The following is a 23771-nucleotide window of genomic DNA, read 5'->3' as shown; positions in this document are numbered from 1 at the left end:
GCAGTGAAACGATGCATCGCCGATGGTAGTGTGGGGTTTCCCCATGTGAGAGTAGGTCATCGTCAAGATTAAATTCCGAAACCCCATTTGCGAAAGCAGATGGGGTTTTGTTTTGGGCGGTCGAAAAACACAAAGGCGGCCATTTCGACGACCTTCAGTGCTAAGGTCCTGCGTTTCTATGCAATGACTCTGCGCATGGCTATCATGCGTGCCTCATTGTGAGGCGATATTTGCATGCTGACGCTGTTAAAACTTCTGAAAGATGGCCGATTCCACTCGGGTGAAGCGCTTGGTGCCGCCCTGGGTGTCAGCCGCAGTGCTGTCTGGAAGCAGCTCCAGCATCTGGAAGCAGAATTCAATCTGCCCCTCCATAAGGTGCGAGGTAAGGGTTATCAGTTGGCGTCACCGCTGGTGTTCTTGACTGCTGAAGATATTGCGTTGAATGCGCCCTCCCTGGCGTGGCCCATTCATATCTCTGACTCCGTTGACTCCACTAATGCCGAAGCCTTGCGCCTTGTTGATGGCGGTTGCGCGGCGCCGCTCCTGGTGCTTGCGGAGCAGCAAACGGCCGGCCGGGGTAGGAGGGGGCGGAAGTGGGTAAGCCCGTTCGCACAAAATGTGTATTACAGCCTCGTATTGCGCATCGAGTCGGGCCTTCGGCAGTTGGAGGGACTGAGCCTGGTGGTGGGCTTGGCGGTCATGCAGACCTTGCGCGAGTCGGGTGTGCAGGACGTTACTCTGAAGTGGCCAAACGACGTTCTGGTAGGGCAGAAGAAAATTGCCGGAATTTTGCTGGAGTTGGTAGGAGACCCCGCTGATATTTGCCACGTTGTCCTCGGAATAGGCATCAACGTGAATATGCAGAGGGCTGACGAGGTGGACCAGCAATGGACGTCGGTTCAGTTGCAGACAGGTTCTCCGGCGAATCGCAATGCGATGGTGGCGCAGTTGGGGTTGCAGCTGCAAAGCTACCTGGAGCGACACCGTGAGGGTGGTTTTGTCGCACTCAAAGATGAGTGGGAGCAGAATCACGCCTGGCAGGGGCGGGCGGTGTCTCTTATCGCAGGTATCAGCCAAGTCGATGGCGTTGTACTGGGTGTAGACCGTCAGGGAGCACTGCGCTTGAGCGTTGATGGTGTTGAAAAAATATACAGTGGTGGTGAGTTAAGCCTGAGGTTGCGTGATGATTCTTGAGCTCGACTGTGGGAATAGCTTTATCAAATGGCGTGTACTTGATGCCGACAGTGCTCACGCCTCTTCGGAAGGGATTGTTGGTTCGGATCTGGCTTTGATTGAAAGCCTCGTGGCGCTTCCCGGATTGTTGCTGACGCGTTGCCGGCTGGTGAGCGTTCGTGCCCTGGAAGAAACAAGCAAGCTGGTTGCGGCCCTGCATGAGGCTTTCGGCGTTGCCGTCTCCTGTGCGGCTCCCGCGCGCGCGATGGCCGGAGTGCGTAACGGCTACGAAGATTTTGAGCGCCTGGGTCTTGATCGTTGGCTTGCAATGCTGGGGGGGTTCAAGTTGGCGCGCGGTGCTTGCCTGGTGCTCGATTTCGGCACGGCAGCCACGGCGGATTTCATCGCCGCGGATGGTGAGCACCTCGGTGGATTCATCTGTCCAGGTATGCCGCTCATGCGCAACCAACTGCGAACTCATACACGCAAGATACGGTACGACGACGCCGCTGCTGAAAGGGCGCTGGAGCGCCTCTCTCCAGGTCGTACGACCGTAGAGGCAGTGGAGCGAGGTTGTACGCTTATGCTTCGAGGGTTTGTACTCACTCAGTTAGAGCTGGCGCGAAGCTACTGGGGTGATGACTTCACTGTGTTCCTTACGGGAGGGGACGCCGATTTGGTGGCAGATGCGGTGCCACAAGCTCGTCGCGTTCCAGATTTGGTTTTTGTCGGTTTGGCGATGGCTTGTCCTTTGTCCTGAGGTGATTATGCGTTGGTTGTTTTTGCTTTTACTTGTCCTCAACGCCTTCTACTACATCTGGCATCAGCAAGAAGCACCGTTGCGCGCCAAAGATGTTACGCCTCTGAGTCTTTACAAGGGGTCGCAACAGGACATTCGCCTGCTCAGTGAATCGTCTGATGCGGTGATGCGCAGAGATCGTGCAAAAGCATCTGAGGCGCAGAATATGTGTTTGTACATCGGTGGTTTTGCGGATCAGCGGCAGGCGCAGTCTGTTGAGCAGCGCCTTACAAGCCTGGATATAAAGGTCAAGGTCCAATTGCTCAATACTGCTGAAGCCTCCGGCTATTGGCTGCGCGTAGCCCCTGAAAGCCGACGCCTGGCTGAGGATCTGCCATTTGAAAACCTTGCTAAGGAATTCAATGAGTTAAAACATAAAATAATGTTGTGCGAAGGCGTTGCATCTCTCGAATAGTTTGCATAGAATGGCGCCCGCTTCGCAGTGAAGACCTTTAAGGCCTACAGTGTGAAGCGAAGGTCAACGCAGCTAACCTCATATTTTTAAATGAGAAAATGCTTGACAGAAGGTCGGCGTAATGTAAAATGCCGGCTCGCTTAGGAGGGGTTCCCGAGCGGCCAAAGGGATCAGACTGTAAATCTGACGTCTACGACTTCGAAGGTTCGAATCCTTCCCCCTCCACCATTTTTAGCGTGAGCTGCAAGCTCCGCGGGTATAGTTTAGTGGTAGAACCTCAGCCTTCCAAGCTGATGATGCGGGTTCGATTCCCGCTACCCGCTCCAAGTTTGCAGGTTGTGCAAGGTGTTTCGCTCTTGTAGCTCAGTTGGTAGAGCACACCCTTGGTAAGGGTGAGGTCAGCGGTTCAAATCCGCTCAAGAGCTCCATATGACAAGGCAGATATGAAAATATCTGCCTTTGTTTTAACAGCTGCCTCGGCTTGTTGGTGTTGCGTCTGGCTTTATCGTCGGGTGATTTCAAGTCTAGTGGGGTTGGTTGTTGTAAAGTCTTTTTCAGGCCTGCATAATGGTCGGCCTGATTTTGTTTTAGGTCAGTAGCTCAATTGGCAGAGCGACGGTCTCCAAAACCGTAGGTTGGGGGTTCGATTCCCTCCTGACCTGCCAGATTCACGTGGTGTATCTGGCTTTCTTTTCACAGGATCTTCATAGATGACTCCTAAGGCTGAAGCTCAAAGCTCTCGTTTCGATCTGGTCAAGTGGCTCGCTGTAGTTGCCTTGGTGGTCGTAGGCGTTGTTGGCAATCAGTACTATTCTGCTTCGCCGATCCTGTACCGCGTCCTCGCTTTGCTTGCCCTTGCTGCTGTAGCTGCCTTTGTAGGCCTGCAGACTGCTAAAGGCAAGTCTTTCGCGGTCCTGGTAAAGGAAGCTCGCACCGAAATCCGTAAAGTCGTTTGGCCGACTCGCCAAGAAACCACGCAGACCACGTTGATCGTTGTGGCTGTTGTTCTGGTTATGGCGTTGCTGTTGTGGGGGCTTGATTCCCTGCTCGGCTGGCTTGTTTCCTTGATTGTTGGCTAAGGGTGTCCCGTGGCTAAGCGTTGGTACGTTGTGCATGCTTACTCGGGTTACGAGAAGCATGTTATGCGCTCTTTGCTAGAGCGCGTAAAGCTGGCAGGCATGGAAGATGGCTTCGGCGAAATTCTGGTTCCCACTGAAGAAGTGGTTGAAATGCGGAATGGCCAGAAGCGCAAAAGCGAACGCAAGTTCTTCCCTGGCTATGTGCTGGTTCAGATGGACATGAATGAAGGTACTTGGCACTTGGTCAAGGATACCCCTCGTGTCATGGGCTTCATTGGCGGTACTGCTGATAAGCCTGCTCCTATCACTGACAAAGAAGCAGAAGCGATTCTGCGTCGCGTTGCTGATGGTAGCGACAAGCCTAAGCCGAAGACGTTGTTCGAGCCGGGTGAGGTTGTTCGTGTCACAGATGGTCCGTTTGCTGATTTCAACGGTACTGTCGAAGAAGTTAACTACGAAAAGAGCCGGATCCAAGTGGCAGTGCTCATTTTCGGTCGCTCTACTCCGGTAGAGTTGGAGTTCAGCCAGGTCGAGAAGGTCTAGCTGAGCAAGCATCCCAACCCCGCAGCCTTAGGCTGTGGGGTTTTGTCGTCACTGGGATAAACGCGCAAGTAACCGGGGAGCCTTTCGAGGCGTTTGAACCCGTAATTGGAGTGCCTCATGGCCAAGAAGATTACCGCTTACATCAAGCTGCAAGTGAAGGCCGCTCAGGCCAACCCTAGCCCACCCGTCGGTCCAGCTCTGGGTCAGCACGGCGTGAACATCATGGAATTCTGCAAGGCCTTCAACGCCCGTACTCAGGGTCTTGAGCCAGGTCTGCCGACTCCAGTGATCATCACTGTATACAGCGACCGTAGCTTCACCTTCGAAACCAAGTCGACCCCGGCTTCGGTTCTGTTGAAGAAAGCTGCTGGTCTGACTAGCGGTTCCGCTCGTCCGAACACCGTTAAGGTTGGCACCGTAACTCGTGCTCAGCTGGAAGAAATCGCGAAAACCAAAAACGCGGATCTGACTGCAGCTGATATGGATGCAGCCGTGCGTACCATCGCCGGTTCTGCTCGTAGCATGGGCCTTAACGTGGAGGGTGTGTAATGGCTAAGCTGACCAAGCGTCAAAAGGCTATCGCCGGCAAAATCGAAGCAGGCAAGGCCTACAACTTTGTAGACGCCGCTGCCCTGCTGGCTGAGCTGTCGACTGTCAAGTTCAGCGAGTCCGTAGACGTTGCTGTAAACCTGGGTGTTGACCCACGTAAATCCGACCAGGTCGTTCGTAGCGCAACTGTGCTGCCACACGGTACTGGCAAGACTGTACGTGTAGCTGTCTTCACCCAAGGCCCGGCAGCTGAAGCTGCTCTGGCCGCTGGCGCTGATCGCGTTGGCATGGACGACCTGGCTGCCGAAATGAAAGGCGGCGACCTGAACTATGACGTAGTTATTGCTTCCCCGGATGCAATGCGCGTTGTAGGTCAGTTGGGTCAGATCCTCGGTCCACGTGGTCTGATGCCTAACCCTAAAGTCGGCACCGTAACCCCAGACGTAGCCACCGCGGTTAAAAACGCCAAGGCTGGTCAGGTTCGTTATCGCACCGACAAAAACGGCATCATTCACACCTCCGTTGGCAAAGTCGGCTTCGATGCCGTCAAGCTGAAGGAAAACGTTGAAGCCCTGATCGCTGATCTGAAGCGTATCAAGCCAGCTTCCTCGAAAGGTATCTACGTCAAGCGCGTTACCCTGAGCACCACTATGGGCCCAGGTCTGGTCATCGACCAAGGCTCGCTGGACGTATAAGACACAGATTGGCGCGAGCGATCGCGCCGATTGAAAAATTGGGGTCCCTGCCTGGCGGGGGCTATCCAAGACCGTAGGCGGCGCAAGCCTTAAACCACAAGCCTACGCAGATGGTGCTCCCGGTTCCTTACCGAATCAGACACCAAAACGACATCCGGCTCCGGCCAGATGAAACGGTAACAAGCAGGAGTTAAACCCGTGGCAATTAATCTCGAAGACAAGAAGGCCATCGTCGCTGAAGTCAACGAGGCTGCCAAAGCTGCTCTGTCCGCTGTCGTGGCTGATGCCCGTGGTGTGACAGTAGGCGCTATGACCGGACTCCGTAAAGAGGCTCGTGAAGCTGGCGTATACGTACGTGTTGTACGTAACACCCTGCTCAAGCGCGCTGTTGCTGACACTGAATACAGTGTCCTCAACGACGTGTTCACCGGCCCGACTCTGATCGCGTTCTCCAAAGAACATCCAGGCGCTGCTGCCCGTTTGTTCAAAGAATTCGCCAAGAGTCAGGATAAGTTCGAGATCAAGGCAGCTGCGTTCGAGGGCAAGTTCCTCGCAGCTAACCAAATCGACGTACTGGCAACACTGCCGACCCGCGACGAAGCCATTTCGCAGCTGATGAGCGTGATTCAAGGCGCTACCAGCAAGCTGGCTCGTACTCTGGCTGCAGTTCGCGAGCAAAAAGAAGCTGCCGCAGCCTAAGGCTGAGCAACTTCTCTCGCGTATTTTTGTTTATTTCGATGGCCGCGTAGGCCGTCCCCCAATTCAGGAAATACAGCAATGTCTATCTCCCAAGACGATATCCTCAACGCCGTAGCTGAAATGTCGGTTCTGCAGGTTGTTGAGCTGATCAAAGCTTTCGAAGAAAAATTCGGCGTTTCCGCTGCCGCTGCTTCCGCTGGCCCAGCTGTTGCTGCTGTTGCTGCTGAAGAGCAAACCGAATTCAACGTCATGCTGCTGGAAGCTGGCGAGAAGAAAGTAAACGTGATCAAGGCAGTACGTGAACTGACCGGTCTGGGCCTGAAAGAAGCCAAGGCTGTAGTTGACGGCGCTCCTGCCCAGGTTCTGGAAGCAGTGTCGAAAGACGCAGCTGACAAAGCCAAAGCAGTATTGGAAGAAGCAGGCGCTAAAGTCGAGCTGAAGTAAGCATCGACCTTGCGTCTCCAGCCCAAGCGTTAAGCTGAAGGCTGATGGCTGGTGGCTCTTGCCACCGGCCTTTTTCCGTTCTTGGCTGTCGACTCGGTCGCCGCCATTAACGCGCTGTAGCCACCCGATGCGGTGGTGCAAACCATGGGGTTTGCAAGATTTTCTGGCTGCTCCCGTCGGGAGGGCCAAACAAGCAGGTGACCAAGCTGGGGAACGCTGATGGCTTACTCATATACTGAGAAAAAACGTATCCGCAAGGACTTTAGCAAGTTGCCGGACGTCATGGATGTCCCGTACCTTCTGGCTATCCAGCTGGATTCGTATCGTGAATTCTTGCAGGCGGGAGCGACCAAAGATCAGTTCCGCGACGTGGGCCTGCATGCGGCCTTCAAATCCGTTTTCCCGATCATCAGCTACTCCGGCAATGCTGCGCTGGAGTACGTCGGTTATCGCCTGGGCGAACCGGCATTTGATGTCAAAGAATGCGTGTTGCGCGGTGTTACTTACGCCGTACCTTTGCGGGTAAAAGTGCGCCTGATCATTTTCGACAAAGAATCGTCGAACAAAGCGATCAAGGACATCAAAGAGCAAGAAGTCTACATGGGCGAAATCCCATTGATGACCGAGAACGGTACCTTCGTTATCAACGGTACCGAGCGTGTGATCGTTTCCCAGCTGCACCGTTCCCCGGGCGTGTTCTTCGACCACGACCGCGGCAAGACGCACAGCTCCGGCAAACTCCTGTACTCCGCGCGGATCATTCCGTACCGCGGTTCGTGGTTGGACTTCGAGTTCGATCCGAAAGACTGCGTGTTCGTGCGTATCGACCGTCGTCGTAAGCTGCCGGCCTCGGTACTGCTGCGCGCGCTCGGTTACACCACTGAGCAAGTGCTGGATGCCTTCTACACCACCAACGTATTCAGCCTGAAGGATGAAACCCTCAAGCTGGAGCTGATCGCTTCGCGTCTGCGTGGTGAAATTGCCGTCCTGGACATCCAGGATGAAAAAGGCAAGGTCATTGTTGAAGCTGGCCGTCGTATCACTGCGCGCCACATCAACCAGATCGAAAAAGCCGGTATCAAAGAGCTGGAAGTGCCTCTGGACTACGTCCTGGGCCGCACGACCGCCAAGGTCATCGTTCACCCGGCTACAGGCGAAATCCTGGCTGAGTGCAACACCGAGCTGAACACCGAGATCCTGGCCAAGATCGCCAAGGCTCAGGTCGTTCGCATCGAGACCCTGTATACCAACGACATCGACTGCGGTCCGTTCATCTCCGACACGCTGAAGATCGACTCCACCAGCAACCAATTGGAAGCGCTGGTCGAGATCTATCGCATGATGCGTCCTGGTGAGCCACCTACCAAAGACGCTGCCGAGACCCTGTTCAACAACCTGTTCTTCAGCCCTGAGCGCTATGACCTGTCTGCGGTCGGCCGGATGAAGTTCAACCGTCGTATCGGTCGTACCGAGATCGAAGGTTCGGGCGTGCTGTGCAAGGAAGACATCGTTGCGGTCCTGAAGACCCTGGTCGACATCCGTAACGGCAAAGGCATCGTCGATGACATCGACCACCTGGGTAACCGTCGTGTTCGCTGCGTAGGCGAAATGGCCGAGAACCAGTTCCGCGTTGGCCTGGTACGTGTTGAGCGTGCGGTCAAAGAGCGTCTGTCGATGGCAGAAAGCGAAGGCCTGATGCCGCAAGACCTGATCAACGCCAAGCCAGTGGCTGCGGCGGTGAAAGAGTTCTTCGGTTCCAGCCAGCTTTCCCAGTTCATGGACCAGAACAACCCGCTCTCCGAGATCACCCACAAGCGCCGTGTTTCTGCACTGGGCCCGGGCGGTCTGACTCGTGAGCGTGCTGGCTTCGAAGTTCGTGACGTACACCCGACGCACTACGGTCGTGTTTGCCCGATCGAAACGCCGGAAGGTCCGAACATCGGTCTGATCAACTCCCTGGCCGCTTATGCGCGCACCAACCAGTACGGCTTCCTCGAGAGCCCGTACCGTGTGGTGAAAGACGCTCTGGTCACCGACGAGATCGTGTTCCTGTCCGCCATCGAAGAAGCTGATCACGTGATCGCTCAGGCCTCGGCCACGATGAACGACAAGAAAGTCCTGATCGACGAGCTGGTAGCTGTTCGTCACTTGAACGAGTTCACCGTCAAGGCGCCGGAAGACGTCACCTTGATGGACGTATCGCCGAAGCAGGTAGTTTCGGTTGCTGCGTCGCTGATCCCGTTCCTGGAACACGATGACGCCAACCGTGCGTTGATGGGTTCCAACATGCAGCGTCAAGCTGTACCGACCCTGCGCGCTGACAAGCCGCTGGTAGGTACCGGCATGGAGCGTAACGTAGCTCGTGACTCCGGCGTTTGCGTCGTGGCTCGTCGTGGTGGCGTGATCGACTCTGTTGACGCCAGCCGTATCGTGGTTCGTGTTGCCGATGACGAAGTAGAAACTGGCGAAGCCGGTGTCGACATCTACAACCTGACCAAATACACCCGCTCGAACCAGAACACCTGCATCAACCAGCGTCCGCTGGTGAGCAAGGGTGATCGCGTCCAGCGTAGCGACATCATGGCCGACGGCCCGTCCACCGACATGGGTGAACTGGCACTGGGTCAGAACATGCGCATCGCGTTCATGGCATGGAACGGCTTCAACTTCGAAGACTCCATCTGCCTGTCCGAGCGTGTTGTTCAAGAAGACCGTTTCACCACGATCCACATTCAGGAACTGACCTGTGTGGCACGTGACACCAAGCTTGGGCCAGAGGAAATCACTGCAGACATCCCGAACGTGGGTGAAGCTGCACTGAACAAACTGGACGAAGCCGGTATCGTTTACGTAGGTGCTGAAGTAGGCGCAGGCGACATCCTGGTCGGTAAGGTCACTCCGAAAGGCGAGACCCAACTGACTCCGGAAGAGAAGCTGTTGCGTGCCATCTTCGGTGAAAAAGCCAGCGACGTTAAAGACACTTCCCTGCGCGTGCCGACTGGCACCAAAGGTACTGTCATCGACGTACAGGTCTTCACCCGTGACGGCGTCGAGCGTGATGCTCGTGCACTGTCCATCGAGAAGACCCAGCTCGACGAGATCCGCAAGGACCTGAACGAAGAGTTCCGTATCGTTGAAGGCGCGACCTTCGAACGTCTGCGTTCCGCTCTGGTAGGCCACAAGGCTGAAGGCGGCGCAGGTCTGAAGAAAGGTCAGGACATCACCGACGAAATTCTCGACGGTCTTGAGCACGGCCAGTGGTTCAAACTGCGCATGGCTGAAGATGCTCTGAACGAGCAGCTCGAGAAGGCCCAGGCCTACATCGTTGATCGTCGCCGTCTGCTGGACGACAAGTTTGAAGACAAGAAGCGCAAACTGCAGCAGGGCGATGACCTGGCTCCAGGCGTGCTGAAAATCGTCAAGGTTTACCTGGCAATCCGTCGCCGCATCCAGCCGGGCGACAAGATGGCCGGTCGTCACGGTAACAAAGGTGTGGTCTCCGTGATCATGCCGGTTGAAGACATGCCGCACGATGCCAATGGCACCCCGGTCGACGTCGTCCTCAACCCGTTGGGCGTACCTTCGCGTATGAACGTTGGTCAGATCCTTGAAACCCACCTGGGCCTCGCGGCCAAAGGTCTGGGCGAGAAGATCAACCGTATGATCGAAGAGCAGCGCAAGGTCGCAGACCTGCGTAAGTTCCTGCACGAGATCTACAACGAGATCGGCGGTCGCAACGAAGAGCTGGACACCTTCTCCGACCAGGAAATCCTGGATCTGGCGAAGAACCTGCGCGGCGGCGTTCCAATGGCTACCCCGGTGTTCGACGGTGCCAAGGAAAGCGAAATCAAGGCCATGCTGAAACTGGCAGACCTGCCAGAAAGCGGCCAGATGCAGCTGTTCGACGGCCGTACCGGCAACAAGTTCGAGCGCCCGGTTACTGTTGGCTACATGTACATGCTGAAGCTGAACCACTTGGTAGACGACAAGATGCACGCTCGTTCTACCGGTTCGTACAGCCTCGTTACCCAGCAGCCGCTGGGTGGTAAGGCTCAGTTCGGTGGTCAGCGTTTCGGGGAGATGGAGGTCTGGGCACTGGAAGCATACGGTGCTGCTTACACTCTGCAAGAAATGCTCACAGTGAAGTCGGACGATGTGAACGGTCGGACCAAGATGTACAAAAACATCGTGGACGGCGATCACCGTATGGAGCCGGGCATGCCCGAGTCCTTCAACGTGTTGATCAAAGAAATTCGTTCCCTCGGCATCGATATCGATCTGGAAACCGAATAACACGTGACGCGAATCGAGAGCGGGGCTGTTTAGCCCGCTCTCTGCTCCGCCAGGAGGAAAGGCCTTGAAAGACCTACTGAATTTGCTGAAAAACCAGGGTCAAGTCGAAGAGTTCGACGCCATCCGTATTGGGTTGGCATCGCCTGAGATGATCCGTTCGTGGTCGTTCGGTGAAGTTAAAAAGCCGGAAACCATCAACTACCGTACGTTCAAACCTGAACGTGACGGCCTGTTCTGCGCCAAGATCTTTGGCCCGGTAAAGGATTACGAGTGCCTGTGCGGTAAGTACAAGCGCTTGAAGCACCGTGGTGTGATCTGCGAGAAGTGCGGCGTTGAAGTTGCACTGGCCAAGGTTCGTCGTGAGCGCATGGCGCACATCGAACTGGCTTCGCCGGTTGCCCACATCTGGTTCCTGAAATCGCTGCCGTCCCGTATCGGCTTGCTGATGGACATGACCCTGCGTGATATCGAGCGTGTTCTCTACTTCGAGAGCTATGTCGTTATCGATCCAGGCATGACCACTCTTGAAAAAGGTCAGCTGCTGAACGACGAACAGTACTTCGAAGCGCTGGAAGAGTTCGGCGACGATTTCGATGCCCGCATGGGTGCCGAAGCTGTCCGCGAACTGCTGCACGCTATCGACCTGGAACACGAGATTGGCCGCCTGCGTGAAGAGATTCCGCAAACCAACTCCGAAACCAAGATCAAGAAGCTGTCCAAGCGTCTGAAGTTGATGGAAGCCTTCCAGGGTTCCGGCAACTTGCCAGAGTGGATGGTGCTGACCGTTCTGCCGGTTCTGCCGCCAGACCTGCGTCCGCTGGTACCGTTGGACGGTGGTCGTTTCGCGACGTCCGACCTTAACGACCTGTACCGCCGCGTGATCAACCGTAACAACCGCTTGAAGCGCCTGCTTGATCTGTCCGCTCCGGACATCATCGTGCGCAACGAAAAGCGTATGTTGCAAGAAGCTGTCGATGCCCTGCTCGACAACGGTCGTCGTGGCCGCGCTATCACCGGTTCGAACAAGCGCCCTCTGAAATCCCTGGCTGACATGATCAAGGGTAAGCAAGGTCGTTTCCGTCAGAACTTGCTCGGTAAGCGTGTTGACTACTCCGGTCGTTCGGTAATTACCGTAGGCCCGACCCTGCGTCTGCACCAGTGCGGTCTGCCTAAGAAGATGGCACTTGAGCTGTTCAAGCCATTCATCTTCGGCAAGCTGGAAATGCGCGGTCTCGCGACCACCATCAAAGCGGCCAAGAAAATGGTCGAGCGCGAACTGCCAGAGGTTTGGGACGTTCTCGCTGAAGTGATCCGCGAACACCCGGTTCTCCTCAACCGTGCACCGACCCTTCACCGTCTGGGTATCCAGGCGTTTGAACCGGTACTGATTGAAGGTAAAGCTATCCAGCTGCACCCTCTGGTCTGTGCTGCGTACAACGCCGACTTCGACGGCGACCAAATGGCTGTGCACGTACCGCTGACACTGGAAGCTCAGTTGGAAGCGCGCGCGTTGATGATGTCGACCAACAACATTCTGTCGCCAGCCAACGGTGAGCCAATCATCGTTCCGTCGCAGGACGTTGTATTGGGTCTGTACTACATGACCCGTGAGGCGATCAACGCCAAGGGCGAAGGTCGTGTATTCGCTGACCTGCAAGAAGTTGACCGTGTGTTCCGTGCCGGCGAAGCCGCACTGCACGCCAAGGTCAAAGTGCGGATCAACGAAACCGTCAACGACCGTGATGGCGGCAGCGTGAGCGGCACCCGTATCGTCGACACTACTGTCGGCCGTGCGCTGCTGTATCAAGTTGTGCCAAAAGGTCTGTCGTACGACGTCGTCAACCTGCCGATGAAGAAAAAGGCGATCTCCAAGCTGATCAACCAGTGCTACCGCGTGGTTGGTTTGAAAGAGACCGTGATCTTCGCTGACCAGTTGATGTACACCGGTTTTGCCTATTCGACCATTTCCGGCGTTTCCATCGGTGTTAACGACTTCGTTATCCCGGATGAAAAAGCTCGCATCATCGCGGCTGCAACCGATGAAGTGAAAGAGATCGAAAGCCAGTACGCCTCCGGCCTGGTAACCCAGGGCGAGAAGTACAACAAGGTGATCGACCTTTGGTCGAAGGCGAACGACGAAGTTTCCAAGGCGATGATGGCCAACCTCTCGAAAGAGAAAGTCATCGACCGTCACGGCGACGAAGTTGACCAAGAGTCCTTCAACTCGATGTACATGATGGCCGACTCGGGCGCACGGGGTTCTGCTGCGCAGATCCGTCAGCTTGCCGGTATGCGTGGCCTGATGGCCAAGCCGGACGGCTCCATCATCGAAACGCCGATTACTGCGAACTTCCGTGAAGGTTTGAGCGTACTTCAGTACTTCATCTCGACTCACGGTGCTCGTAAAGGTCTTGCGGATACCGCGTTGAAAACCGCTAACTCCGGTTACCTGACGCGTCGTCTGGTAGACGTTGCACAAGATCTGGTTGTAACCGAGATCGATTGCGGCACCGAGCACGGCCTGCTGATGACGCCGCACATTGAAGGCGGTGACGTTGTAGAGCCACTGGGTGAGCGCGTATTGGGTCGTGTTATTGCCCGTGACGTATTCAAGCCAGGCACCGAGGAAGTTATCGTTCCTGCCGGCACCCTGGTAGATGAGAAGTGGGTCGAGTTCATCGAACTCAACAGCATCGACGAAGTGATCGTTCGCTCGCCGATCAGCTGCGAAACCCGCTACGGTATCTGTGCCAAGTGCTACGGCCGTGACTTGGCTCGTGGTCACCAGGTGAACATCGGTGAAGCGGTCGGCGTTATCGCTGCCCAGTCCATCGGTGAGCCGGGTACCCAGCTGACCATGCGTACGTTCCACATCGGTGGTGCGGCAAGCCGGACCTCCGCAGCCGACAGCGTTCAGGTGAAGAATGGCGGTACCGTCCGTCTGCACAACCTGAAACACGTTGAGCGAGTGGATGGTCACCTGGTTGCTGTGTCCCGTTCCGGTGAGCTGGCAATCGCTGATGACTACGGTCGTGAGCGCGAGCGTTACAAGCTGCCGTACGGTGCTGTGATTTCGGTTAAGGAAGGTGACAAGGTCGACGCTGGCGCAATCGTGGCCAAGTGGGATCCGCACACTCACCCAATCGTTACCGAAATGAAAGGTACCGTGACCTACGTGGGCATGGAAGAAGGCATCACGATCAAGCGTCAGACTGACGAATTGACCGGTATGACCAACATTGAAGTACTCGACGCGAAAGATCGTCCAGCTGCCGGTAAAGACATCCGTCCTGCCGTGAAGATGGTCGATGACAACGGCAAGGATCTGTTGCTGCCAGGCACTGACGTAATCGCTCAGTACTTCCTGCCAGCCAACGCCCTGGTCGGTGTAGCGGATGGTGCGAAGATCGCGATCGGTGATGTTATCGCGCGTATCCCGCAAGAAACTTCGAAGACCCGTGACATCACCGGTGGTCTGCCGCGTGTTGCCGACTTGTTCGAAGCTCGTCGTCCGAAAGAAGCGTCGATTCTGGCTGAAGTCAGCGGCACCATCGCGTTCGGTAAAGAGACCAAGGGCAAGCGCCGTCTGGTCATTACCCCGAACGACGGTACCGATCCGTACGAAGAGCTGATTCCGAAGTGGCGTCACCTGAACGTCTTCGAAGGCGAACAGGTAAACCGCGGCGAAGTTATCTCCGACGGCCCGAGCGATCCACACGACATCCTGCGTCTGCTGGGTGTGAGTGCGCTGGCCAAGTACATCGTTAACGAGATCCAGGACGTTTACCGCCTGCAAGGCGTGAAGATCAACGATAAGCACATCGAGACCATCCTGCGTCAGATGCTGCGTAAAGTTGAAATCGCTGAATCCGGCGATTCCAGTTTCATCAAGGGCGACCAGATGGAACTGACTCACGTACTGGTAGAGAACGAGCGTCTGGGCGCGGAAGACAAGTTTGTCTCCAAGTTCACCCGCGTGCTGCTGGGTATCACCAAGGCGTCGTTGTCCACTGAGTCGTTCATCTCGGCGGCCTCCTTCCAGGAGACCACTCGTGTACTGACCGAAGCAGCGGTAACTGGCAAGCGCGATTACCTGCGCGGCCTGAAAGAAAACGTGGTTGTGGGTCGTCTGATCCCAGCCGGTACCGGTTTGGCTTACCACAGCGAGCGTAAGCGTCGCCGTGATGCTGACAAGCCGCTGCGCGTAAGCGCCAGTGAAGTGGAAGCTGCACTGACCGAAGCGCTGAACTCTAGCGGTAACTGAGTTCTGCACTAGATAAGTCTGGGCCCCGGCAGCCCCATTCGTCGGATCGAGGCTTTTTTGCCCCGGTTCGCTGAGTGGGGATGTCGGGGCCTTGCCTTGACTGGGGGCAAGATCCTCTTTAGACTCTTGTACCCCTAAATTTGGCGGGAATTCGTTCCTGCCATTTTGCTTTTCTTGCAAGACAATAGCGTCGCAAGACAACAGTGGAGCTAGTAGATGGCAACTATCAACCAGCTGGTACGTCAGCCGCGTAAGCGTATCGTCGAGAAATCCGACGTACCTGCGCTGCAGAACTGCCCGCAACGTCGTGGCGTATGCACCCGTGTGTATACCACCACGCCGAAAAAACCTAACTCGGCACTGCGTAAAGTATGCCGTGTGCGCCTGACCAACGGTTTCGAGGTTTCCTCGTACATCGGTGGTGAAGGTCACAACCTGCAAGAGCACAGCGTGGTACTGATCCGCGGCGGTCGTGTAAAAGACTTGCCAGGTGTTCGTTACCACACCGTACGCGGCTCCTTGGATACTTCCGGCGTTAAAGGTCGTAACCAGGGTCGTTCGAAGTACGGTACCAAGAAGCCTAAGTAGTAGCGGCTTTTTGTAAAACTGAATCATCTTATTTTCTGAGTCGATAAGAGTAAGGTCGGAGGCGTCCCGCAAGGGCACCGATTCCGAACGAACCTGAAGACCGTTTGAGGGCTTATCCATGCCAAGAAGACGCGTAGCAGCCAAGCGCGAAGTGCTTGACGATCCAAAATACGGAAGCCAGATCCTGGCCAAGTTCATGAACCACGTGATGGAAAGCGGCAAGAAAGCCGTTGCCGAGCGTATCGTTTATGGCGCGCTGGAAAAGGTTAAAGAACGCAAGAACAGCGACCCCCTGGAAATCTTCGAGAAAGCTCTCGACGCCATCGCTCCGCTGGTCGAAGTGAAGTCGCGCCGTGTAGGCGGTGCTACTTACCAGGTTCCGGTTGAAGTTCGTCCGTCCCGTCGTAACGCTCTGGCAATGCGCTGGTTGGTAGACTTCGCCCGTAAGCGCGGCGAGAAGTCTATGGCTCTGCGTTTGGCCGGCGAGCTGTTGGACGCTGCTGAAGGTAAAGGTGCTGCTGTTAAGAAGCGTGAAGACGTGCACCGTATGGCTGAAGCTAACAAAGCTTTCTCGCACTACCGCTTCTAATCTTAGCTTCACTAATTTTGCGAGGGCTTTATGGCTCGTACTACTCCGATTAGCCGCTACCGTAACATCGGTATCGTTGCTCACGTGGATGCTGGTAAAACCACCACCACCGAGCGCGTACTGTTTTACACCGGCAAAAGTCACAAAATGGGCGAGGTGCATGACGGCGCCGCGACCACAGACTGGATGGTTCAGGAGCAGGAGCGTGGTATTACCATTACTTCTGCTGCTATTACCGCCTTCTGGAAAGGTTCCGAGAAGCAGTACAAAGACGAGCACCGTTTCAACGTAATCGATACCCCAGGCCACGTAGACTTCACCATTGAAGTTGAACGTTCCCTGCGCGTACTCGACGGCGCTGTCGTTGTGTTCTGCGGTACCTCGGGCGTTGAGCCTCAGTCGGAAACCGTATGGCGTCAAGCCAACAAGTACGGCGTTCCACGTCTTGTTTATGTAAACAAGATGGACCGTGCTGGTGCCAACTTCCTGCGCGTGATCGGTCAGATCAAGCAGCGTCTGGGTCACACTCCGGTGCCAATCCAATTGGCTATCGGTTCCGAAGACAACTTCCAGGGTCAGATCGATCTGATCAACATGGAAGCTGTTTACTGGAATGATTCCGACAAAGGTATGGTTCCTGTTCGTAAGCCTATCCCTGCAGAACTGCAGGAACTGGCTGACGAGTGGCGCAACAACATGGTTGAGGCTGCTGCCGAAGCCAACGAAGAGCTGATGAACAAGTACCTCGAAGGTGAAGAACTCACCAACGTGGAAATCAAGGCTGCTCTGCGTCAGCGTACTATCGCTGGCGAGATCGTCTTGGCTGTTTGCGGTTCTTCCTTCAAGAACAAGGGTGTTCCCCTGGTTCTCGACGCCGTTATCGACTACCTGCCGGCTCCAACCGACATTCCTGCTATCAAGGGTACCAACCCTGATAACGAGGAAGAAGAAATGGAGCGTCACGCCGATGACAGCGAGCCGTTCTCGGCTCTGGCGTTCAAGATCGCAACCGACCCATTCGTGGGTACTTTGACCTTCGTCCGTGTTTACTCGGGCGTGTTGGCATCCGGCGACGGCGTGATCAACTCGGTTAAAGGCAAGAAAGAGCGCGTGGGTCGTATGGTGCAAATGCACGCAAACGCCCGTGAAGAGATCAAGGAAGTACGCGCTGGTGACATCGCGGCCCTGATCGGCATGAAGGACGTCACCACGGGTGAGACTTTGTGCGACGCTGCCAAGCCAATCATCCTGGTTCGCATGGACTTCCCGGAGCCGGTTATTTCGGTTGCCGTAGAGCCTAAGACCAAGGATGACCAGGAAAAAATGGGTATCGCTCTGGGCAAGCTTGCTCAGGAAGATCCATCTTTCCGCGTCAAGACTGATGAAGAGACTGGTCAAACGATCATCTCCGGCATGGGCGAGCTGCACCTGGACATCCTGGTTGACCGGATGCGCCGTGAGTTCAACGTCGAAGCCAACATCGGTAAGCCTCAGGTTTCCTATCGTGAGCGCATCACGAAGAATTGCGAAATCGAAGGCAAGTTCGTTCGTCAGTCCGGCGGTCGTGGTCAGTTCGGTCACTGCTGGATCCGTTTTGCTCCTGCTGACGAAGGTCAGGAAGGTCTGCAATTCGTGAACGAAGTAGTTGGTGGTGTGGTTCCTAAGGAATACATCCCGGCTATCCAGAAGGGCATCGAAGAGCAGATGAAGAACGGTGTTGTTGCCGGCTATCCGCTGATCGGCCTGAAAGCAACCGTTTTTGACGGTTCTTACCACGACGTCGACTCCAACGAGATGGCGTTTAAGGTGGCTGCCTCCATGGCAACCAAGCAACTGGCCCAGAAGGGCGGTGGTGAGTTGCTTGAGCCGATCATGGCGGTAGAAGTTGTTACACCTGAAGACTATATGGGTGATGTCATGGGCGACCTTAACCGTCGTCGCGGCATGATCTTGGGTATGGAAGACACGGTTTCCGGCAAAGTGATTCGCGCCGAGGTTCCGTTGGGTGAGATGTTCGGTTATGCGACCGACGTTCGCTCCATGTCCCAGGGTCGCGCAAGCTACTCTATGGAATTCAAAAAATACAACACAGCTCCGGCGCACATCGCTGAAACTGTATCCAAAAAACAAGGCTGATTCAGTCCTTTAGGCAAGGAGTTAATTGTCGTGGCTAAAGAAAAATTTGATCGTTCCCTACCGCACGTCAACGTTGGCACCATCGGTCACGTTGACCACGGTAAAACCACTCTGACTGCTGCTCTGACTCGCGTTTGCTCCGAAGTTTTCGGTTCCGCAATCGTTGATTTCGATAAAATCGACAGCGCACCAGAAGAAAAAGCTCGTGGTATCACCATCAACACCGCGCACGTTGAATACAACTCGCTGATCCGTCACTACGCTCACGTTGACTGCCCAGGTCACGCTGACTATGTGAAGAACATGATCACCGGTGCTGCTCAAATGGACGGCGCTATCCTGGTTTGCTCGGCCGCTGATGGTCCGATGCCACAAACCCGTGAGCACATCCTGCTGTCCCGTCAGGTAGGCGTTCCGTACATCGTGGTTTACCTGAACAAGGCTGACCTGGTAGACGACGCTGAGCTGCTGGAACTGGTTGAGATGGAAGTGCGCGATCTGCTGAGCACTTACGACTTCCCAGGCGACGACACTCCGATCATCATCGGTTCTGCTCGTATGGCTCTGGAAGGCAAAGACGACAACGAAATGGGCACCACGTCCGTTCGTAAACTGGTTGAGACTCTGGACAGCTACATCCCAGATCCAGTCCGTGTTATCGACAAGCCGTTCCTGATGCCAATCGAAGACGTATTCTCGATCTCCGGTCGCGGTACTGTTGTGACTGGTCGTATCGAGCGCGGTATCGTTAAGGTTCAAGATCCACTGGAAATCGTTGGTCTGCGTGACACTACCGTCACCACCTGCACCGGTGTTGAAATGTTCCGTAAACTGCTCGACGAAGGTCGTGCTGGCGAGAACTGCGGCGTTCTGCTGCGTGGTACCAAGCGTGACGACGTTGAGCGTGGCCAGGTTCTGGTTAAGCCAGGTTCGGTTAAGCCGCACACCAAGTTCGAAGCTGAAGTGTACGTGCTGAGCAAAGAAGAAGGCGGTCGTCACACTCCGTTCTTCAAAGGCTACCGTCCACAGTTCTACTTCCGTACTACCGACGTAACTGGTAACTGCGAACTGCCGGAAGGCGTAGAAATGGTAATGCCAGGCGACAACATCAAAATGGTTGTCACCCTGATCAAAACCATCGCTATGGAAGACGGTCTGCGCTTCGCAATCCGTGAAGGTGGCCGTACCGTTGGCGCTGGCGTTGTAGCTAAAATCATCGAGTAATTATCTCTTCTGAGATAGCTCTGATGTTTTGAAAGGCCCCCGCTCAGCGGGGGCCTTTTTTATTGGGTTGACACCTATCAGGGCCGTCTATAGAATTGCGCCTCCTTTTAACGGGCGTATTGCGCTCGCTGGGAATAGCAGCCGGAGTCTGAAATCCAATGCAAAATCAGCAAATCCGTATCAGGTTGAAGGCTTTTGACCATCGCCTGATCGACCAATCCACCCAGGAAATCGTGGAAACCGCGAAACGTACTGGTGCTCAAGTGCGTGGTCCAATTCCACTGCCTACCCGTAAAGAGCGGTTCACCGTTCTGGTCTCCCCGCACGTCAACAAAGACGCGCGTGACCAGTACGAGATCCGTACTCATAAGCGCGTACTGGACATCGTCCAGCCAACGGATAAAACCGTTGATGCACTTATGAAGCTTGATCTGGCGGCCGGTGTGGAAGTACAGATCAGCCTCGGCTAAGACTTGGGTCTTAGTCGTGTAACGCTCTGAAATGGGCGGCCATAGCGGGTGAAAGCCCCGTACACTCATGAGGTTTACAACATGACTATTGGTGTAGTCGGTCGTAAATGCGGTATGACCCGTATTTTCACCGAAGAAGGTGTCTCCATTCCGGTCACGGTCATTGAGATCGAACCGAATCGCGTCACCCAGTTCAAAACTGAAGAGACCGATGGCTATCGTGCAGTGCAAGTCACTGTCGGCGAGCGTCGTGCTTCGCGTGTGACTGCTGCTCAAGCAGGTCACTTCGCTAAAGCAAACGTTGCAGCTGGTCGCACTGTTATGGAGTTCCGTCTCGAAGACGGCGACTACCAGGCTGGCGATCTGATCAACGCTGAAATCTTCGCTGCTGGTCAACTGGTTGATGTAACCGGTCAGTCCAAAGGTAAAGGCTTCCAGGGTACGATCAAGCGTTGGAATTTCCGTGGCCAAGACAACACTCACGGTAACTCCGTTTCCCACCGCGTCCCGGGCTCTATTGGCCAGTGCCAGACTCCTGGTCGTGTATTCAAGGGCAAAAAAATGTCCGGTCATATGGGCGCTGAGCGCGTGACCGTGCAGTCCCTCGAAGTAGTGCGCGTCGACGCTGAACGCAATCTGTTGTTGGTCAAGGGTGCTGTTCCTGGCGCTACTGGCGGCAACCTGGTTGTACGTCCGGCGGCCAAGGCTCGCGGTTAAGGGGAAGCTGACATGCAATTAAATGTAAATGACGCTCAAGCGATCGAAGTTTCCGAACTGACGTTTGGCGGCGAGTTCAACGAGACGCTGGTTCACCAAGCAGTCGTGGCCTACATGGCCGGCGGCCGTCAAGGTAGCAAGCAGCAAAAGACCCGTTCCGACGTTCGTGGTGGCGGTAAGCGCCCTTGGCGTCAGAAAGGTACTGGCCGTGCTCGTGCCGGTACTATCCGTAGCCCAATCTGGCGTGGCGGTGGTACCACTTTCGCAGCTCGTCCACAGGATCACTCGCAGAAGCTCAACAAGAAGATGTATCGCGCAGCTCTGCGCTCCATCCTTGCTGAACTCGTGCGTACTGACCGTCTGGTCGTGGTTCAGGACTTCGCTGTTGAAAGCCCGAAAACCAAAGATCTGCTGGGCAAACTGAACAACATGAGCCTGACCGATGTTTTGATCGTGTCTGAAGCTGTTGATCAGAACCTGTACCTGGCTGCTCGCAACCTGCCACACGTTGATGTACGTGACGTGCAAGGTTCCGATCCAGTTAGTCTGATCGCATACGACAAGGTGTTGATCACCGTGTCGGCCGTGAAGAAATTCGAGGAGCTGCTGGGATGAACCAGGAACGCGTATTTAAAGTTCTGCTTGGCCCGCACGTTTCCGAAAAGGCTACGGTTCTGGCTGACAAGAAAGGCCAGTTCGTTTTCAAGGTTGCAACTGACGCAACCAAGCTGGAAATCAAGAAGGCCGTCGAAAGCCTGTTCAGCGTGAAAGTAGAGCGTGTTACTACCCTGAATGTTCTGGGTAAGAGCAAGCGCACTGCTCGCGGTCTGGGCAAGCGTAATGACTGGAAGAAGGCAGTTATCTCCCTTCAGCCAGGCCAAGATCTCGATTTCAGCAGCAGTGCTGAGTAAGGAAGGGGTGCATCATGGCAATCGTTAAATGCAAACCGACTTCCCCTGGCCGCCGTTTTGTGGTCAAGGTGGTCAACCAGGAGCTGCATAAAGGCGCTCCTCACGCACCGCTGCTCGAGAAAAAATCGAAGTCTGGTGGTCGTAACAACAATGGTCGTATTACCACTCGTCACATCGGTGGTGGCCATAAGCAGCATTATCGTCTGGTCGATTTCCGTCGCAACGACAAAGATGGCATCGCTGCCACTGTCGAGCGTATCGAATACGATCCAAACCGTACTGCTCACATCGCTCTGCTGCTGTACGCAGATGGCGAGCGTCGCTACATCATCGCCCCTAAAGGCGTGAGCGCTGGCGACCAGCTGATCGCAGGTGCCCTGGCACCGATCAAGCCGGGCAACGCTCTGCAACTGCGCAACATTCCAGTTGGTAGCACCGTACACGGCATCGAATTGAAGCCAGGTAAAGGCGCGCAAATCGCTCGTTCCGCTGGTGCTTCGGCTCAGCTGATCGCTCGTGAAGGTGTCTACGTGACCCTGCGTCTGCGTTCTGGTGAGATGCGTAAAGTGCTGGCTGAATGCCGCGCGACCCTGGGCGAAGTCTCGAACTCCGAGCACAGCCTGCGTTCGCTGGGTAAAGCTGGTGCCAAACGCTGGCGTGGCGTTCGCCCAACCGTTCGTGGTGTTGCCATGAACCCGGTTGACCACCCACACGGTGGTGGTGAAGGTCGTACCTCTGGTGGTCGTCATCCGGTATCGCCATGGGGCTTCCCGACTAAGGGCGCGAAGACTCGTGGTAATAAGCGTACCGACAAAATGATCGTCCGTCGTCGCAAGTAAATAGAGGGATACGACAGTGCCACGTTCTCTGAAAAAAGGTCCTTTTATTGATCTTCACCTACTGAAGAAGATCGAAGTGGCGGCGGAAAAGAACGATCGCAAACCAGTTAAGACCTGGTCGCGTCGTTCGATGATCCTGCCACAAATGGTCGGTCTGACCATCGCTGTACACAACGGTCGCTTGCACGTCCCAGTTCTCGTGAACGAAGACATGGTCGGCCACAAACTAGGCGAGTTTGCCGGTACCCGCACTTATCGTGGGCACGTGGCAGACAAGAAAGCCAAGCGTTAAGGGGTTAGGAAATGGAAGTAGCCGCTAAGTTGTCGGGCGCTCGAATCTCCGCCCAGAAAGCCCGCTTGGTCGCCGACCAGATCCGCGGGAAGAAGGTGGGCGAAGCGCTCAACCTGTTGGCTTTCAGCAGTAAGAAAGCCGCCGAGATCATGAAGAAAGTGCTGGAGTCGGCCGTAGCCAACGCCGAGCATAACGAAGGCGCAGACGTTGATGACCTGAAGGTCAGCACCGTTTTCGTCAACGAAGGGCGTTCGCTGAAGCGCATCATGCCACGTGCCAAAGGCCGTGCTGATCGCATCGTCAAGCGGTCTTGCCATATCACTGTCAAGGTTGCTGACAAGTAACGGAGTCGAAGAGATGGGTCAGAAAGTACATCCCATTGGCATTCGCCTGGGAATCGTCAAGGAGCACACCTCCGTCTGGTACGCAGACGGTCGGACTTATGCGGACTACTTGTTCGCTGATCTGAAGGTGCGTGAGTATCTCCAAGACAAACTAAAAAGCGCGTCCGTAAGCCGTATCGATATCCATCGTCCGGCCCAAACTGCACGTATCACCATCCACACCGCTCGTCCAGGTATCGTTATCGGGAAGAAAGGTGAAGATGTTGAGAAACTGCGTCAGGACCTGACCAAGCAAATGGGTGTGCCTGTGCACATCAATATCGAAGAGATCCGCAAGCCGGAACTCGACGGTATGCTGGTTGCGCAGAGCGTAGCTCAGCAGCTGGAGCGTCGCGTAATGTTCCGTCGCGCTATGAAGCGCGCTGTACAGAACGCCATGCGCATTGGTGCCAAAGGCATCAAAATCCAAGTGAGCGGTCGTCTCGGCGGTGCTGAAATTGCACGTACTGAATGGTATCGCGAAGGTCGTGTGCCACTGCACACCCTGCGTGCCGACATCGACTATGCCAACTACGAAGCTCACACCACTTACGGTGTGATCGGTGTAAAGGTTTGGATCTTCAAAGGCGAAGTAATTGGTGGTCGCCAAGAAGAACTGAAACCACAAGCACCAGCGCCTCGTAAAAAAGCTGCTAAGTAAGGGGTACG

General features: G+C 55.2%; 23 protein-coding genes and 4 tRNA genes. All 27 read left to right on the top strand.

The window, feature by feature from the left end; translation table 11 throughout:
• The first annotated feature begins 234 nt into the window (after positions 1-234).
• The 27 genes from birA (at position 235) to rpsC (ending at position 23763) form a co-directional block, all read left to right on the top strand.
• Positions 235-1194, top strand: coding sequence for a bifunctional biotin--[acetyl-CoA-carboxylase] ligase/biotin operon repressor BirA (gene birA / locus ACP7BX_RS22490; RefSeq protein WP_314533622.1), 960 nt, complete (start codon positions 235-237; stop codon positions 1192-1194).
• Positions 1184-1933 (top strand): pantothenate kinase, encoded by a 750-nt coding sequence (locus ACP7BX_RS22485; protein WP_426131779.1) that lies wholly within the window; start codon positions 1184-1186, stop codon positions 1931-1933. The genes birA and ACP7BX_RS22485 overlap by 11 nt, the downstream gene beginning before the upstream one ends.
• A 7-nt stretch (positions 1934-1940) precedes the next feature.
• Entirely contained in the window at positions 1941-2387 is a 447-nt protein-coding gene (locus tag ACP7BX_RS22480) for a hypothetical protein (protein ID WP_314533619.1), read from the top strand.
• Between the two features lie 143 nt (positions 2388-2530).
• Positions 2531-2615 (top strand) — tRNA-Tyr (locus ACP7BX_RS22475).
• Positions 2616-2639: 24 nt separating this feature from the next.
• Positions 2640-2713, top strand: a tRNA-Gly gene (locus ACP7BX_RS22470).
• A 26-nt stretch (positions 2714-2739) separates the two neighbouring features.
• Positions 2740-2815 (top strand) — tRNA-Thr (locus tag ACP7BX_RS22465).
• A 161-nt stretch (positions 2816-2976) separates the two neighbouring features.
• Positions 2977-3052: transfer RNA gene (locus ACP7BX_RS22460), tRNA-Trp, on the top strand.
• Positions 3053-3097: 45 nt separating this feature from the next.
• Positions 3098-3466, top strand: a complete 369-nt coding sequence (gene secE, locus ACP7BX_RS22455) for a preprotein translocase subunit SecE (RefSeq protein ID WP_003194658.1) — start codon at positions 3098-3100, stop codon at positions 3464-3466.
• Positions 3467-3475: 9 nt separating this feature from the next.
• A complete protein-coding gene (nusG, locus tag ACP7BX_RS22450; RefSeq protein WP_003176436.1) occupies positions 3476-4009 on the top strand; it encodes a transcription termination/antitermination protein NusG in 534 nt (177 codons plus the stop codon).
• Positions 4010-4126: 117 nt separating this feature from the next.
• The gene (gene rplK, locus ACP7BX_RS22445) at positions 4127-4558 is read left to right on the top strand and encodes a 50S ribosomal protein L11 (protein WP_003176435.1); all 432 of its coding nucleotides are present in this window, start codon (positions 4127-4129) and stop codon (positions 4556-4558) included.
• Positions 4558-5253, top strand: coding sequence for a 50S ribosomal protein L1 (rplA, locus tag ACP7BX_RS22440; RefSeq protein ID WP_033900028.1), 696 nt, complete (start codon positions 4558-4560; stop codon positions 5251-5253). Before rplK ends, rplA begins: the two co-directional genes overlap by 1 nt.
• 198 nt (positions 5254-5451) lie before the next feature.
• A complete protein-coding gene (rplJ, locus tag ACP7BX_RS22435) occupies positions 5452-5952 on the top strand; it encodes a 50S ribosomal protein L10 (RefSeq protein ID WP_016969477.1) in 501 nt (166 codons plus the stop codon).
• A 78-nt stretch (positions 5953-6030) separates the two neighbouring features.
• Positions 6031-6396: a 50S ribosomal protein L7/L12 gene (rplL, locus tag ACP7BX_RS22430; protein WP_003210093.1), complete on the top strand. Its 366-nt coding sequence runs from the start codon at positions 6031-6033 to the stop codon at positions 6394-6396.
• Between the two features lie 219 nt (positions 6397-6615).
• The gene (gene rpoB / locus ACP7BX_RS22425; protein ID WP_019819139.1) at positions 6616-10689 is read left to right on the top strand and encodes a DNA-directed RNA polymerase subunit beta; all 4074 of its coding nucleotides are present in this window, start codon (positions 6616-6618) and stop codon (positions 10687-10689) included.
• A gap of 64 nt (positions 10690-10753) precedes the next feature.
• Positions 10754-14953, top strand: coding sequence for a DNA-directed RNA polymerase subunit beta' (gene rpoC, locus ACP7BX_RS22420; protein ID WP_033900032.1), 4200 nt, complete (start codon positions 10754-10756; stop codon positions 14951-14953).
• Between the two features lie 216 nt (positions 14954-15169).
• The gene (gene rpsL, locus ACP7BX_RS22415; protein ID WP_002555494.1) at positions 15170-15541 is read left to right on the top strand and encodes a 30S ribosomal protein S12; all 372 of its coding nucleotides are present in this window, start codon (positions 15170-15172) and stop codon (positions 15539-15541) included.
• 118 nt (positions 15542-15659) lie between these two features.
• A complete protein-coding gene (gene rpsG, locus ACP7BX_RS22410) occupies positions 15660-16130 on the top strand; it encodes a 30S ribosomal protein S7 (RefSeq protein WP_002555493.1) in 471 nt (156 codons plus the stop codon).
• A gap of 30 nt (positions 16131-16160) precedes the next feature.
• On the top strand, positions 16161-18266 hold the full coding sequence (gene fusA / locus ACP7BX_RS22405; protein ID WP_033900034.1) for an elongation factor G: 2106 nt from the start codon (positions 16161-16163) through the stop codon (positions 18264-18266).
• Between the two features lie 30 nt (positions 18267-18296).
• A complete protein-coding gene (gene tuf, locus ACP7BX_RS22400) occupies positions 18297-19490 on the top strand; it encodes an elongation factor Tu (RefSeq protein WP_003176426.1) in 1194 nt (397 codons plus the stop codon).
• 158 nt (positions 19491-19648) lie between these two features.
• Positions 19649-19960, top strand: coding sequence for a 30S ribosomal protein S10 (rpsJ, locus tag ACP7BX_RS22395; RefSeq protein WP_003186070.1), 312 nt, complete (start codon positions 19649-19651; stop codon positions 19958-19960).
• Between the two features lie 81 nt (positions 19961-20041).
• Entirely contained in the window at positions 20042-20677 is a 636-nt protein-coding gene (gene rplC / locus ACP7BX_RS22390; protein WP_003194649.1) for a 50S ribosomal protein L3, read from the top strand.
• 12 nt (positions 20678-20689) lie between these two features.
• Positions 20690-21292 (top strand): 50S ribosomal protein L4, encoded by a 603-nt coding sequence (gene rplD / locus ACP7BX_RS22385; protein ID WP_003176424.1) that lies wholly within the window; start codon positions 20690-20692, stop codon positions 21290-21292.
• The gene (rplW, locus tag ACP7BX_RS22380; RefSeq protein ID WP_002555488.1) at positions 21289-21588 is read left to right on the top strand and encodes a 50S ribosomal protein L23; all 300 of its coding nucleotides are present in this window, start codon (positions 21289-21291) and stop codon (positions 21586-21588) included. Before rplD ends, rplW begins: the two co-directional genes overlap by 4 nt.
• 14 nt (positions 21589-21602) lie before the next feature.
• Positions 21603-22427, top strand: coding sequence for a 50S ribosomal protein L2 (gene rplB, locus ACP7BX_RS22375; protein ID WP_003186055.1), 825 nt, complete (start codon positions 21603-21605; stop codon positions 22425-22427).
• Between the two features lie 16 nt (positions 22428-22443).
• Positions 22444-22719, top strand: coding sequence for a 30S ribosomal protein S19 (rpsS, locus tag ACP7BX_RS22370; RefSeq protein WP_003232420.1), 276 nt, complete (start codon positions 22444-22446; stop codon positions 22717-22719).
• Between the two features lie 11 nt (positions 22720-22730).
• A complete protein-coding gene (gene rplV / locus ACP7BX_RS22365) occupies positions 22731-23063 on the top strand; it encodes a 50S ribosomal protein L22 (protein WP_003103908.1) in 333 nt (110 codons plus the stop codon).
• Between the two features lie 13 nt (positions 23064-23076).
• A complete protein-coding gene (rpsC, locus tag ACP7BX_RS22360; RefSeq protein ID WP_003176422.1) occupies positions 23077-23763 on the top strand; it encodes a 30S ribosomal protein S3 in 687 nt (228 codons plus the stop codon).
• The last annotated feature ends 8 nt before the right edge of the window (positions 23764-23771 follow it).

Source organism: Pseudomonas sp. DWP3-1-3b3 (assembly GCF_049896305.1).
Taxonomy (GTDB): Bacteria; Pseudomonadota; Gammaproteobacteria; order Pseudomonadales; family Pseudomonadaceae; genus Aquipseudomonas; species Aquipseudomonas azotoformans_A.
The sequence above is the reverse complement of the archived record's forward strand: the minus strand, read 5'-3'. Positions and strand labels throughout refer to the sequence as shown.

Bases quoted from the DNA above. Each gene is read 5' to 3' on its own strand.
- secE (WP_003194658.1), top strand. From the start codon at position 3,098: ATGACTCCTAAGGCTGAAGCTCAAAGCTCTCGTTTCGATCTGGTCAAG.
- rpsJ (WP_003186070.1), top strand. From the start codon at position 19,649: ATGCAAAATCAGCAAATCCGTATCAGGTTGAAGGCTTTTGACCATCGC.
- rplC (WP_003194649.1), top strand. From the start codon at position 20,042: ATGACTATTGGTGTAGTCGGTCGTAAATGCGGTATGACCCGTATTTTC.
- ACP7BX_RS22485 (WP_426131779.1), top strand. From the start codon at position 1,184: ATGATTCTTGAGCTCGACTGTGGGAATAGCTTTATCAAATGGCGTGTA.
- rplA (WP_033900028.1), top strand. From the start codon at position 4,558: ATGGCTAAGCTGACCAAGCGTCAAAAGGCTATCGCCGGCAAAATCGAA.
- rpoB (WP_019819139.1), top strand. From the start codon at position 6,616: ATGGCTTACTCATATACTGAGAAAAAACGTATCCGCAAGGACTTTAGC.
- birA (WP_314533622.1), top strand. From the start codon at position 235: ATGCTGACGCTGTTAAAACTTCTGAAAGATGGCCGATTCCACTCGGGT.
- rplK (WP_003176435.1), top strand. From the start codon at position 4,127: ATGGCCAAGAAGATTACCGCTTACATCAAGCTGCAAGTGAAGGCCGCT.
- rplL (WP_003210093.1), top strand. From the start codon at position 6,031: ATGTCTATCTCCCAAGACGATATCCTCAACGCCGTAGCTGAAATGTCG.
- rplB (WP_003186055.1), top strand. From the start codon at position 21,603: ATGGCAATCGTTAAATGCAAACCGACTTCCCCTGGCCGCCGTTTTGTG.
- rpsG (WP_002555493.1), top strand. From the start codon at position 15,660: ATGCCAAGAAGACGCGTAGCAGCCAAGCGCGAAGTGCTTGACGATCCA.
- ACP7BX_RS22480 (WP_314533619.1), top strand. From the start codon at position 1,941: ATGCGTTGGTTGTTTTTGCTTTTACTTGTCCTCAACGCCTTCTACTAC.
- rpsC (WP_003176422.1), top strand. From the start codon at position 23,077: ATGGGTCAGAAAGTACATCCCATTGGCATTCGCCTGGGAATCGTCAAG.
- rplW (WP_002555488.1), top strand. From the start codon at position 21,289: ATGAACCAGGAACGCGTATTTAAAGTTCTGCTTGGCCCGCACGTTTCC.
- rpsL (WP_002555494.1), top strand. From the start codon at position 15,170: ATGGCAACTATCAACCAGCTGGTACGTCAGCCGCGTAAGCGTATCGTC.
- rplD (WP_003176424.1), top strand. From the start codon at position 20,690: ATGCAATTAAATGTAAATGACGCTCAAGCGATCGAAGTTTCCGAACTG.
- rplV (WP_003103908.1), top strand. From the start codon at position 22,731: ATGGAAGTAGCCGCTAAGTTGTCGGGCGCTCGAATCTCCGCCCAGAAA.
- fusA (WP_033900034.1), top strand. From the start codon at position 16,161: ATGGCTCGTACTACTCCGATTAGCCGCTACCGTAACATCGGTATCGTT.